The 12,551-nt window shown below is 47.5% G+C and carries 17 protein-coding genes; 11 read left to right on the top strand and 6 right to left on the bottom strand.

All coding sequences use genetic code 11. From position 1 onward, the window contains the following. Window positions 1-83 precede the first annotated feature (83 nt). The 8 genes from A1359_RS00260 to A1359_RS00295 all read left to right on the top strand — a co-directional run bounded on the left by A1359_RS00260 (window position 84) and on the right by A1359_RS00295 (window position 5,868). Window positions 84-974, top strand: a complete 891-nt coding sequence (locus tag A1359_RS00260; RefSeq protein WP_066976257.1) for a PFL_4669 family integrating conjugative element protein — start codon at window positions 84-86, stop codon at window positions 972-974. Between the two features lie 94 nt (window positions 975-1,068). Continuing rightward, window positions 1,069-1,506 (top strand): hypothetical protein, encoded by a 438-nt coding sequence (locus A1359_RS00265; RefSeq protein ID WP_066976261.1) that lies wholly within the window; start codon window positions 1,069-1,071, stop codon window positions 1,504-1,506. 68 nt (window positions 1,507-1,574) lie between these two features. After that, the gene (locus A1359_RS00270) at window positions 1,575-1,874 is read left to right on the top strand and encodes a DNA topoisomerase family protein (protein WP_083960419.1); all 300 of its coding nucleotides are present in this window, start codon (window positions 1,575-1,577) and stop codon (window positions 1,872-1,874) included. 268 nt (window positions 1,875-2,142) lie between these two features. Continuing rightward, window positions 2,143-2,634 carry an STY4534 family ICE replication protein gene (locus A1359_RS00275; protein WP_066976267.1) on the top strand — a complete coding sequence of 164 codons (492 nt, stop codon included), beginning with the start codon at window positions 2,143-2,145 and terminating at the stop codon, window positions 2,632-2,634. A 723-nt stretch (window positions 2,635-3,357) separates the two neighbouring features. After that, window positions 3,358-3,810 carry a hypothetical protein gene (locus A1359_RS00280; RefSeq protein WP_066976270.1) on the top strand — a complete coding sequence of 151 codons (453 nt, stop codon included), beginning with the start codon at window positions 3,358-3,360 and terminating at the stop codon, window positions 3,808-3,810. Window positions 3,811-3,972: 162 nt separating this feature from the next. Continuing rightward, complete coding sequence (locus A1359_RS00285; protein WP_066976272.1) at window positions 3,973-4,446, top strand: JAB domain-containing protein; 474 nt, start codon at window positions 3,973-3,975, stop codon at window positions 4,444-4,446. A 95-nt stretch (window positions 4,447-4,541) separates the two neighbouring features. Then, complete coding sequence (locus A1359_RS00290) at window positions 4,542-5,360, top strand: DUF932 domain-containing protein (protein WP_066976274.1); 819 nt, start codon at window positions 4,542-4,544, stop codon at window positions 5,358-5,360. An 85-nt stretch (window positions 5,361-5,445) separates the two neighbouring features. Then, window positions 5,446-5,868 (top strand): DUF6876 family protein, encoded by a 423-nt coding sequence (locus A1359_RS00295; protein ID WP_083960420.1) that lies wholly within the window; start codon window positions 5,446-5,448, stop codon window positions 5,866-5,868. 312 nt (window positions 5,869-6,180) lie between these two features. Here the strand turns inward: A1359_RS00295 and A1359_RS00300 are convergent, their stop codons facing one another. Continuing rightward, the gene (locus tag A1359_RS00300; RefSeq protein WP_066976277.1) at window positions 6,181-6,366 is read right to left on the bottom strand and encodes a hypothetical protein; all 186 of its coding nucleotides are present in this window, start codon (window positions 6,364-6,366) and stop codon (window positions 6,181-6,183) included. A gap of 581 nt (window positions 6,367-6,947) precedes the next feature. On the opposite strand from A1359_RS00300, the gene A1359_RS00305 reads away from it, so the two are divergent. The 3 genes from A1359_RS00305 to A1359_RS00315 all read left to right on the top strand — a co-directional run bounded on the left by A1359_RS00305 (window position 6,948) and on the right by A1359_RS00315 (window position 8,883). Then, window positions 6,948-7,250, top strand: a complete 303-nt coding sequence (locus A1359_RS00305; protein ID WP_066976280.1) for a hypothetical protein — start codon at window positions 6,948-6,950, stop codon at window positions 7,248-7,250. 234 nt (window positions 7,251-7,484) lie between these two features. Continuing rightward, window positions 7,485-8,054, top strand: coding sequence for a hypothetical protein (locus A1359_RS00310; RefSeq protein WP_066976283.1), 570 nt, complete (start codon window positions 7,485-7,487; stop codon window positions 8,052-8,054). Between the two features lie 373 nt (window positions 8,055-8,427). Further along, window positions 8,428-8,883, top strand: a complete 456-nt coding sequence (locus A1359_RS00315; protein WP_083960421.1) for a hypothetical protein — start codon at window positions 8,428-8,430, stop codon at window positions 8,881-8,883. Window positions 8,884-9,260: 377 nt separating this feature from the next. Here the strand turns inward: A1359_RS00315 and gorA are convergent, their stop codons facing one another. The 5 genes from gorA to A1359_RS23385 form a co-directional block, all read right to left on the bottom strand. Continuing rightward, entirely contained in the window at window positions 9,261-10,610 is a 1,350-nt protein-coding gene (gorA, locus tag A1359_RS00320; protein WP_066976286.1) for a glutathione-disulfide reductase, read from the bottom strand. Between the two features lie 36 nt (window positions 10,611-10,646). Then, window positions 10,647-11,174, bottom strand: a complete 528-nt coding sequence (locus A1359_RS00325) for a peroxiredoxin (protein ID WP_066976289.1) — start codon at window positions 11,172-11,174, stop codon at window positions 10,647-10,649. A 90-nt stretch (window positions 11,175-11,264) separates the two neighbouring features. Beyond that, a complete protein-coding gene (locus A1359_RS00330; RefSeq protein WP_198159217.1) occupies window positions 11,265-11,705 on the bottom strand; it encodes a ferritin family protein in 441 nt (146 codons plus the stop codon). Between the two features lie 170 nt (window positions 11,706-11,875). After that, window positions 11,876-12,397 (bottom strand): hypothetical protein, encoded by a 522-nt coding sequence (locus A1359_RS00335; protein ID WP_066976295.1) that lies wholly within the window; start codon window positions 12,395-12,397, stop codon window positions 11,876-11,878. A 17-nt stretch (window positions 12,398-12,414) separates the two neighbouring features. Then, window positions 12,415-12,531, bottom strand: a complete 117-nt coding sequence (locus A1359_RS23385; RefSeq protein WP_269747857.1) for a BON domain-containing protein — start codon at window positions 12,529-12,531, stop codon at window positions 12,415-12,417. Between the last annotated feature and the right edge of the window lie 20 nt (window positions 12,532-12,551).

Consider the following 12,551-nt stretch of genomic DNA (forward strand, 5'->3'; position numbering starts at 1 on the left):
TGTGCGGGGCGCACACCCCCAAGAATTTGAAATAGGTCTGTGCATGTCGCACACCTTAAAATCAAACCGACGAGGCGTAAATCATGAATGCCATTTTTGATCGAGAAACATCCCAACCCTCAGTGTCGCAACCCGTCCGAACCCTGATCGAACAGCCGGGTGATTTGCGGAGTGAAACCCGGATGACAATACAAACCCGGCAAGCTCAAAAGTTAGTGGTGGGCCGAAAAAGTGCTGATCATGTCGAGCCGATTATCGGCTTACTGGATTTTGGTCGGCGCATGAAGCTGATCTGGTTATCCGCTGAAGCGGATGACCCTTTCGCTGATTGGTTTTTAGTCAAGATCGAGCAGTCTTTGAATGAGAGTCAAGCACTGATTCAGGCCAAGACCGACTGGTTGAACACGCGTTTGAGCGAGATACAGGGCTTTGATATTCAGGTGGCCCATTCATTACAACCCTTGCAGGTGCCGATCTATTTCCAGAACCCCTACGGCTATATGGGCGCCTATTTGATTGCTGATTACGATGCCTTGGCACGCAGTGTATTTACCGCCCGGCACATCGCGCTGATTGATCGCGCTGTCGCGGAACAACTGTTGCAAGTCACCGGCAAGGCGATTCGTCGCACCTTCAATCTGGCCAGCCAATGGAAGTTTACCGGTGTGACGCGGGAAGATGTTCTGGCTCAGACTCCCAATGCACTTAGGGCTATGGGTTTGTTAGGTGAATGCCCAGAGTCCATTGTATCCAAAACCCAACGGGCCAAGATTTCGCCGGCGATTAAACAAAAGCCCAACAGCAAGCCTACTAGCGTAGTCAATAAAACCAATAGTAGCGGCATCAGAACGGATGTTGACAGTCAGGTTGAGGCTATAAGGGTAAAGGCTGATGCAGAGCCTTTAATCCCGGTAGCAGAAATTCAAGCGCGTTCGCTTCTTGACAATGACTCGACTGAAAATCAAACAGGGTAGCTAACAGCACTTACAAAAGGTTTTAACCCTTTAAGGGTAAGGGGAGGCTGGCTCCTTTTATTGGGTTTGGATCTTGGTATTAGAAAATGGAACCATGTTAATTGAGTTCGATAAACACATCGCTGATTGGTTGCCCTTCACTACGCGGCAGGGTGTCTGGCGCAGGATTGCGGCGCTTGAAGCGGAAAATCTGCAGCTGGTTAGGCTGATGAACGAGTGTGCGACCGCCTTCAGGCAGGTGCTTTCAGAACCGCGGGAACTTTATCTCAACGTTCAACAAGTGCGTTCTTTGACGGTATATATCCGATGGCGCCGCCAGGGTGTTCGTGGCAAACAAGCCTATTGCTTACTGAGTAGTCCCGAGGGGCAGGCGTTCCTCATGCGCCAGTCAACAGACGTACAGCAATGTTACCAAAGATTCAACGACTGGGCGCTGGCTTTGAATTTAGCCCATTCTCTGCGGTTGAATGAAATCCGCCGCTTAAAAAAATATCTCAAGGACTTGAGCGATTCACATGACCGCGCAACATAAAACCACCACAAGCGGACTCAGGGTTTTGGCTGTTAATACGCCCGAAAATCAGTACTGTATCTGCCACCATGAACAGGATGCTGAACGAGTTTGATTGCCCAAGCTGTAAACACAGCTTAGTCCGCCGCAAGAATCGCTACGGTTATTTTTGGGGCTGTCGCAATTATCCGGATTGCCAGATGATTTTGCCGGATGAGCAGGGTAAACCGGGTAAGCGACGCCAAAAGCCACAATCCACCGGCGAAACTTGTCCTGAATGCGGACAAGGCGAACGAATAGAGCGCACGATTCGCAAAGGCCAGCGCAGGGGGCAAACCTTTATCGGCTGTAGCCGCTTTCCGGCCTGTACCTATACCGAGTTTGTCTGATGTTAGCGAAAACAAAACCGGTCAGTAAGGCGTTTCCACTCGATCCTGACCACTGGTGGTAGACCAGCCGTTTTTTAGCGTGATCACTGCGTTTTCAGTGAGACCTTTTAGCTACCGCGCATCTGCTAACCGGTAGCCGGTTCCTGCGGGAAGCGTGCAGATGTGAATTAACCATGGAAACATGGGCTAACCCTCCGGGAAATCGGTTTCCCATTGGGAGGCACGGCGTTTTTCCGGTTTTTTATCATTTTTTAATGGGAGAACGACCATGACTACAACCCCACAAACGAAATACTTTGACCTGCATATTCACGGCATCGGTTATGTCAATCGTATCCGGGAAGTGAGCGTCAAACGCGGCGAAAACTTTTGGGCGTGTGATATCGCAGCCTTACACGGCGCCGAGGACGATGTGCAATATACCCGCTTCGATTGCCGGGTAAGTGGTTCGGAAGCCGGAAAACTGATCAAACGTATGCATAAAGCCTGTCAGGAGGAGAAAAAAATCCTGATCGGCTTCAAGTTGGGCGATCTGTATACCGATACTTTTACCTATGAATCCGGCACCAAACAAGGCGAAACCGGCGTTAGCCTGAAAGCCAGACTGTTATTTGTCTACTGGATTAAAGTTGACGGTGTCAGTGTCTATACCGCTCCGCCTAAGACTGAAGTGGGCAACGATGTGCAATCTGAAACCCAGCCATTGACCGACCCGAATTTAACGGGATCAGGCGATTCGACTCAGGCAGCCGTCCATTAATAAACGTAAGGCACAGAACATCAAATGTTCTGTGCCTGCATGATCAGATGACAGGTTGTAATTCGTTTTCGCAGAAGGTCCTGTGCTTGCACAGCAGGGCAGGGCTTTCTGGGAAAACGCTAGCCTTTAGCGTGGCCACCTGACGACACCGGCTGCCATCGTCGGTTATTGATGGAACCTTTTGTGCGGTAGACCGTGCGCATAGATTGTGACTTGAGATCACTCGCAAACCGGGTCAAACAGCATTGAGGTCAGTTTAAACAACGGGAAACCGATCTCAGGGTGATGAGTGGCAGGTCTTGTTTGAGACTTGATCAAGGCATGATGGATTGTCATGTGACTGTCCGTCATGGGGATTTACCTTGTTTCACAACATAAGGTGTGCAGGCTGACGCTGGTTAGCATGTACACCCGGTTTTTTCAGAATGTCCAAACTCAGCTTGGTAGGGGGATTGTGAAAAAACCGCTAATTTTTTTATCCACAACTCAAACAGGATTGAGGCCGTCAACCTGAAACGATGCTTATTCAATTTGGCTTAATGGGTTTTAACCGTGCTCACTGCGTTTCAGTGAGACCTTTAGCGACTGCGCGTCTGCGGGTCCAGTCGCCGATTCCTGCGGGAATTGCAGCAGACAGTATTTTTTAACCCAGCTGGGGAATGACTTTCCCGGCGGCATGCGGTGGAGAGCATTCTTCGGCATTTTGCTGTAGCGGAGAAGCGTATGAACACCCAGCAACAACCCGATTCTGAACCTTGTTTGGTTTGGGATACTTGTGAAATTGCCCAACAGCAAGCTCAACTGCTGATCGAGATGGGCGAGGCTGCCGATACTGATCAAGCTTTTGCTTTGGCCTGTGAAGATAGCGATCTTTTTAGCGCTGCGTGGGAGGCGTTAACGGCAGATCTCACGGAGATTATTAGCACGCTTAACCCTGCAGGTTATTGGCAGGCTGACGTGTATGGCTTTGGTTGGCGCAGCCTCAGTGGTGTTAAGGATTTTAAAGCTGACGATGGCGGTCAGTTTATGCGCTGTCTTCTGCCCAACACCGAGTGTACTTTCAAGCTGTTCGTGGCTGAGGACAACACGATCCGCCTGCAAAATTTTCACCACGATGCGCCAACCGGCAACGAGTGGTATACCGTCAAAGCGGCTGAGTATTGGCCTAACGATTAGTCGACAGGCTAGTGGCCGTCTAATGACGGTTTTTTTTACCTGAATGGCTTAACCTCCGTTAAAACGGATTAAGCCGATTGATTGTCAACACCCAACCGGGGAAACAGATTCCCTGCGTTGCAGTGGCTGTGTACTTCGGTTTTTTCCAACGGGAGAACACCCATGTTATTTATGCAAGAAATCAACGGTGATTACCGTCCAGCGAACGAAGCTGATGTGCTAGGTGCAGCCACAGAACTCTTCAATCGCTATTTTGCCAAAGGCACCGCCATTACCGAACCGGCCAAGGCGGCTGACTATCTCAAATTGCAATTGGCTCAGTATGAACACGAAGTGTTTGTCTGCGTATTTTTAAATAGCCAACATCAAGTGCTTGCTCTGGATGAACTGTTTAGAGGCACGCTGGATGGCGCTAGTGTGTATCCGCGGGAAGTGATCAAAGCGGTGTTGCAGCACAATGCGGCCGCCATGATCGTGGCCCATAACCATCCCTCGGGAATAGCCGAACCCAGTCAGGCGGATCGAACCATTACCGACAAATTGAAACAGGTGTTGGGTTTGATCGATGTCAAATTACTGGATCACTTCATTATTGGTGAATCGGTTTATTCCTTTGCTGAAAACGGCTTGTTGTAAGCAATCTTAAGCCGTACAGCGCTTTTATTTTTTAACCCACCTGGGCATACAGTCCCAGTGGGGCGGTATTTCCCAGGTTTCATTGGAGAAATACTATGTTAGCTTCACGTTTTTCAACAGGTCAGCTGATCCGCTCACCGCTGCCCTTGAGCGATGAGCAATTACGCGCGGTGGTGCCATCGATTTATGCCCATGACGCGCATGCGTCGCGGTCCGATCGCTATGCTCACATTCCGACCAGTGTGGTCTTAAATGCGCTGAAAAAAGAAGGCTTCCAGCCGTTTATGGCGATTCAAGCCCGGGTGCGTGACGATACCCGGCATGGTTTTGCCAAACACATGATTCGGATGCGGCATGCCAGTCAAATTGAAGCAGAGGATGCTGCCAACGAAATCATCTTATTGAATTCGCATGACGGCTCAAGTTCTTATCAAATGCTGGCTGGCAGTTTTCGGTTCGTCTGTCAAAACGGCATGGTCTGTGGCGATCAATACCACGATATCAGAGTCCGTCACTGCGGTAATGTGGTGGACAACGTTATCGAGGGTGCTTACGCCGTTCTGGATAACTTCGACCGCATCACGGCCGCCAAAGCCGACATGTCGTCCATGCATTTATCCGAGGCTGAGCAATTGGCTTTTGCCAAAGCGGCATTGCCCTTGCGTTTTAGCGAACAGGATGCCCAGCCGGCCGAACAAGCGGTGCTGTGGCGCCGGCGCTTAGCCGATGCCGGTCAGGATCTATGGACCACCTTCAATGTGGTGCAGGAGAATTTGATCAAAGGCGGGCTGCCTCGCGTCAGTCGCCAGGGCAGAATCACCAGAACCCGGCAAATCAACGGCATTGATGGCGATGTTCGCTTGAACAAAGCCTTATGGACCTTGGCGGAAGCCATGGCAGCGCTTAAAGCTTAATTGTCATCAACCCAGCCGGGGAACCCTGTTCTCCGGTGACGGTGAGCGGTGTTTTCCGGTGTTTTGATTGTATTGGAGTCCTATCATGCAACCATCCAACCTGCAAACAACGAAGCCACCACGCCTTGATTCAGCGGCATTAAGCGTCGCGTTAAGTCAATTCACCGGTACCGAACAATGGTATCGGCATCCTTTGAATAGGCGAATGCTCTATACCGATGGTGTCCAGTACCTGGCCGAAAACGGTGGCCAACAAGGGGCTTATTGGGTACTCGACAAAGTAGCCCTGGAAATCTGTCCACTATTGGATTCCAAAAAACAGGCATTCGGCGCATTGTCATTGACGGTGAACCCAGACCAAACTGCCGTCATGATCGTAACGGACGGCAATGATCAACTGCTGTTAAGGCGCGAGATGCGCTATACCGACCTGCAAAACGGCGAATGGCGGTTTTATCTGATTGAGGAGGGTGATCATCGGGTGATGTTATTACCCAGTGAATATTAAATCTTCATTCCATTAACACAAAGCCCCGGTAGGGGCTTTTTTGTTACCTGAACGGATGGGTTAAACGTTCCAAAATTCTCGGGGTTAGGGTTTAGATCCCCATAAAGCGATATTAAACGCCGATGAGGTGATCAACCTATTGGAGCGTCTTGACAACTTTGTCGACCATTTCTTGAATCCTGTCAAAGGCTCGAAATTAGCGCGGGCGATTATTGCTGCGTCGATTCGGTTGGGGATGACCGAGAAGGACGGCTACTATTCCGTCTGATTAGGTTATTGCACTGTATAGGTATGCAGAGAGAATGTTGTGATTCAATTTCCAGTCGAAAGACGGCCAATGGCACGATAGTGTGCAGCAAGCGTATCAAACGGTTCCGCTGCTTGTTTTTGTATCAACTTAACCAATCTTGATCGGAAATTCGGTGAAACAGTCACCACCATGTGCAAACCTTTGACGATTTTGGTATCAGGTTCCACCAGAACCAGACTAAACTGCAAGCAGGCATCACCCCCCCACCTTTTTTATATGGACTCCTCCCCAATTGCAAGCCAAGATTGCCAAAAATAATGTTTCCAACAGAGATCGAGATTGCAGCCATATATTCGGTCTCTTGGTGAAGGTGCTTGATTGACCTTCGGACCCTGATGAATCTATCCGCGCGCTTTTGCCTCTACCAACCTACCGATTTCTAAGAATCTCTGGGGTGAACGGGATTGAAAAGCACCGGTCTGACCTGTTGAATGTCATCACTAATGGTTATCTTGCCTCCGCAATCTGGTATAGGCTCCAAAGCCGGCAAAAGGTCCAGCCAAGCCTTTTTCTGGATTAAGTTTTCCCAGCAATTCATTCACTTTTTCAACATCCCACACAGTGACTGCACCGAATGATGCACCTGAAACAATCCGCTTCCCATCAGGCAGGATCGTTAGTGCACATATGGGATCCACACCCGCGTCAAACGTTTGAACTAAAGCGCCGTTATGTTTGATACCGCACCGACCAGCCCCATTGATCCGGTTAAAGTAGCAGGGAGTCTAAAGGCTTAGCATCAGCCTACATTTATTCCAACAAGAATAATTTGCAGATCGATATCCACGCCATTCAAATTGAAGAGGTAATTCCAATAGATCTTTTAACTAACATTGCTAGTGCATTGCTTGTCAGTGTTTGGTTGCCAAACCAAGCTCAAGCAGAGAAATGCCGGGAGTTGACGCATAAGCAAGCAGAAACCAACAATTCGATGCAACAAGTCAGCAGAGCCAGCAAAATCATGGGTGCTGACGTTAGAAACCCCAACGGTGATGCATTGTGTGGCATTCCAGAATTAGACCAAAGCCATTTTCTTGATATTTCAGACTTTCAACGTGAAGGAATCATCTGATGGTTGGCGTCACCCGCTAAAGGTTTGGGTAACCAGTCCATTCGGTTTCAAACCTAACTCATTTGACTCAAAAAACCATTTTCAGGCATTCCACCGGCCATTACTGGTGCAACAACCGCTGTAATCCGCCTAAACCCGATCTCTGTCAACACGGTTGGTACGCTAACCGCCAGGGTAAAATAGGCCAACAGGATGGCCGCTCAATTTTCGTTAATCAATTAAAAAGGTTCATCCATGAAAAATATTTCAACTATAAAGCATTGGCTTGGTGTTGCTCTGTTTGCGGTTTCGACTGTCAGCTCAGCGGCGGTTTGGGAGCCAAATGACGGCGATATTAATTTGATATCAATCAATCCAATGGGGTTTGCATTTCCTGTCTTGACTGATACGTTTGGTATCTTTGAAGACAACGCCGATCTCCAATCCGCAGCGCCAGTGTTGACATTTGATGGCGTAGGCGCCGTGTCATTCACAAAAATTGGCTCTGATTACACCATCAGCAATGAGGGAGCTTCTGGTACATTGTTGGGATCCAATCAATTTCAAATCGGCTTCTATTCTCAAAATGGCTGGAGTTCGGAAGTGGCGAATCTAAATTTTGGTTCCGACGCCAACTTGTTGGTTTTCAATGATGGCTTATCATCCAACAATGCGCATTTTTTGTATGCATTTGATATAACGGCCGTAGCTAGCAGTTTACCGGTAGTAGGGGTTCCATTACCTGGCGCTATTTGGTTGATGGGCAGCGCGGTATTAGGATTTTTGGTGACTGGCCGCAGAAAATCACTCACTACCTTCGCCTAAACTGACGTTTTCTTTCCCACGATCCAGCGTGGGAATACATTTCAGTATTCACCCCAGCGTTGCCTTTTAGGAACGTTGGAGTGTTCTGCAATCTGTTTCCTGCTACGGAGCAATGTAGCATGAGTCATCAAGTTGATCAAAACCCATATCAGTGGCGTTGAGAATTTCAGGCTGCTTTCAGATATGTGAAGGGGTTACGTTTTTCCTTTGGACTTTTTCTTCTACATCAAGCAAAAAGAAAGAAAGACTCACCTCGTCCTGTGGTGAACATTAATGACGACATCGGTAACATGCAGCTCAAGCGGACAAGTCGCTCAGCTGCGAGTTATGTAAATTGCGTCAAACGAAATTTTACATTTTATTAGAGGATATAATGAACCATTTAAGTACTTCATTAATAAGAAATGTTTTTGCAAAAGTATTCACACTGATCTTTTTTGGATTGGCTGTAGCTATTATCTTGTCATTACTTTTGAACATTGTGGAAGGTATACTCAATGAATCAAATATCACAGAGGTTTTTTTAAGTAGTATAAATACTGGCATTATTGCTTTAGCTGTCTTTGAGTTAGCCTTGATTGTAAATAAAGAATATTCAGGCCCTATCGAAAATGAGAAGGATGCTGTTGCTAGCTTACGGGAAACGTTGCCTAGGTTTATCGGAACTGTTTGCGTTGCTTTATCTCTAGAGGGGTTGATTATGGTCATTAAATATAGTCAATTGGATTTGGCCGGTAATCTATACTATCCAGTAGCAATCATTATCAGTACAGCATTGCTTTTATCAGCATTAGGTTTTTTCATATACTTAACAGATAAGCGAAGTTAAACATAAGGATAGATTGCTTTGCATTTGGATACTACTCTCTGATGCTGCTGATTTTTCTATATGCTGGAATCTACTTATAGGGCTAATTCGTATCATTAAGTGCATAAACCGTTTTTGAAACGGGATTGGGCTTATTGGATAGTTGCATTAGAATTGAAATCCAGTGGATTGTTAGCCCCGAGCTGTGCTGGTCGGCTTTTGAAAACAATTTTTTTTACTTGTGCGCCCTGTGACTGCGCTCACCAAGGCGGGATTGCTGAGCACAAAGCGAAGATAAACCTTCAATCTAACCCCTGGATCAGTCGCCAGGTCCGACCTGCTCATTATCAGTCGTGGCAGCGTCGACGTTCAAATTATCCTGCGTTCAATTGTTAAGCCTAGGCTTTAGGCAAACTTACAAATTCTTCGGCAGCAGTTGGGTGTATACCGATAGTAGAGTCGATCATCGCCTTGGTCGCGCCGGCCCGAATCGCAATAGCCATACCCTGGATAATTTCAGCGGCATCGGTGCCTACCATGAGCATGCCGACAACACGATCAGTGCTGCGGATCACGATCATCTTCATCAGGGTTTTTTCATCCGAGCCAGAAAGAGCATTTTTTATCGGAGTAAAACGGGTTTGATAAATGTCGATGTCCGGATACTTTTCCCGCGCTTCGGCTTCGGTTAGCCCAACCGTACCAATCGTGGGGTGGCAAAACACAGCGGTGGGAATATTGTCATAATCGACCGGCCGCAGCTGTTTGGCATATAACGCATTCACCAGGGCTGCGCCTTCAGCTATGGCTACCGGTGTCAGGTTGACGCGATCGGTGACATCACCCAGCGCATAGATTGATGGTATGTTGGTTTGATAGTCATTGTTGACCTTAATGGCGCCTGCACTGTTTAGTTCAACCCCGACTGCCTCTATGCCTAACCCACTTGAATTTGGTGTTCTGCCTGTGGCATACATCACCAAGTCCGTAGTTATTTTGCTGCCATCAATCAATCGTACTGCAAAGCCATTGTCTGAGGTGCTTTCTATAGCTTCAATATCGGTATTGAAGAGAATGTTAATGCCTTGTTTGGTCATTTCAGCAGCCAGAAAATCGCCTATATCGTCGTCAAACCTCTTAAGCAATTTTTGCCCACGATAGCAGAGTGTGGTTTCAACACCCAGGCCGTGAAGTATGCTGGCAAACTCCACAGCGATGTAACCGCCACCGACAATAATGATGCGATTGGGCAATTGATCGAGAAAAAACATGTCGTTCGAGGTAACGGCGTGTTGCTTGCCGGGTATGTCCGGCACAAACGGCCAGCCGCCTGTGGCAATCAGTATACGTTCGGCACTGTATTGCCTAGCATCGACAGTGACAGTATGTGCATCAAGCAATTTTGCCCTGCCAGTGATGATATTGGCACCCGATTTTTGCAGCCGATTACGATAAACCGCGCGCAATCGCTCTAGCTCTTCATTTTTGTTGGCGATCAAGCGTGACCAGTCGAATGATGATTGACCCACCGTCCAGCCAAAACCTGCTGCGGCCTCGAATTCAGCTCTGAATTGAGCGGCGTAGACCAACAGTTTTTTGGGTACGCACCCCAGATTGACACAAGTGCCGCCTAAATGACGCTCTTCGGCAATAGCAACCCGGACACCCAGCGACGCGGCCATATTCGCAGTTCGCACACCGCCAGAACCCGCACCAATTACAAACAGATCATAATCATATTCAGTCATGGCGGCCTCTCGCCGAATAAAAAAACCGACAGATGCTCATTTGTGCTGTTTCAAATAATTCAGCATGGTATCGACATCGCTTACCGTAAAGGGATCATCAGGGCAATTATCAACTTTGCCGGGTTCTCTGAATAATTTGATAACCTTTTTATTCTCGACAAACATTGAATAGCGCCAAGAACGGTAGCCAAACCCAACGTTCTCTTTTTTCACCAGCATGCCCATCGCTTGGGTAAAGTCGCCATTTCCGTCGGGCAACATTTTGACATTCGTGATATTCAGATGCTTGCTCCATTGATACATGACAAAGGCATCATTCACACTCAGGCAATACACTTCATCAACACCGTGACCAATGAGTTCCTGGTATTTTGCGTCATATCCCGGCAGATGCTGGGTTGAGCAAGTCGGTGTGTAAGCGCCGGGAAGCGCCAGAATCACGATTTTTTTGCTTTTAAAAATATCGTCGGTACTGACATCTTGCCAGCGAAAGGGATTGTCGCCACCAATACTTTCGTCGCGAACTCGGGTTTTAAAAATGACATCAGGGACAGTTGAAATCATGGGGTGACTCCTTATTTTATCTACTAGAAACATAGCGTCGAAACAAAAACTCCAACGCCGGCAATAATTATTTAATTTAGTTATTTGGTGTCAAACCTGGGCTTTAATGCTCTGGTTAGGATCATAGTTAAGCTGCATATCAATAGGGGGATTGACGATAAACTGATATATATTCCTGCCGGAGCGACGGGTTTCAATTGACTCAATAACACTGATACCTTTAGCCAAAAATAGACCTAAATTACGGACCTGCGATTTTTGCATAAGCAGTAACTTCCATTCAATCAAGCATCGAATAGACAATGGCAACTGATTATTCCACAGCGCTTTCTCATAATCCTCTGCATTAATTTTTTCAGCTTCATGCAAAATTTTTAGCGCAGTTTGCATACCCAGTCTATTGACGCCGCCTAGTAGAATTCTCGGCCATACGCCCCAGTGGCCTGCATGTTCAACAGGAGTGCCTCCCAGTTCACGGATTTGAGTCTGTAAACTGGAAGCTGCGTCTTTATGACCTTGATAAATTGGCATTAGTAATGCCAACTCGCTCAAGCAACCAGCGTCTCGAAATGTATCCAAAACCAGTTGATAAGTTGCCGTTGCGGATAATTCATTTTCTAGCAATCTGTTGATTGCTTCAGTGCTCTGCATACTAAAACTCTGAAGATTAGTTTTTGATTATGGTAATGGCTTCTGCAAGATTAAGTGGGTACCGAGGATTCTTTAGTTGAGGAAATATCCTCTGCATGCGCTAGCTCGAAAATGTCTTCAGCCTGATCAATGGATTCGCTGTTTGTAGTATGGACAGAAATCAAGATGCCACCACCCTTGATTTTTCCTTCATAACGTATGGCTTCATATTCCGGAATGCCCAGCCCAATTAACGCGCCTGTCAAACCACCAGTGGCAGCACCCAAGGCTGCGCCGCTCAAGGTAGCCATAATCGGTCCAGCAGCGATAAACGGACCTAAACCGGGTATGGCCAAACTGCCAATGCCTGCTAGCCAGCCCAGCACCGCGCCAGTGCCAATGCCCACAGCCCCACCCATAGCGGCACCTTCCGGTGCTTTGGTGTGCTTTTCATGGGCAAAATCTTTGGTGGTAGATTTGTCGGGAAGAAGTACCGAGATATCATTGCTGGCAAACCCCGCATCCTTCAGCTTATTAACAATGCTTTCGGTCTGATCGATACTTTTGGCGATACAAAAAACGGCTTTACTCATGACATGCTCCTAGGCCTTTAAGGCGCTATAATTTCAAGTTGATTATCTACCCGCACCACACCGGCTGTTTTCTGGCTGATTTGTTGCAGTGTTTCGCTTTCGGCTTTAGTTTCAACAGGTCCACGCAAGGTCACCGTAAAGTGGACCCCATTGT

Origin of the sequence: Methylomonas lenta, from assembly GCF_001644015.1 — a bacterium.
GTDB lineage: Bacteria > Pseudomonadota > Gammaproteobacteria > Methylococcales > Methylomonadaceae > Methylomonas > Methylomonas lenta.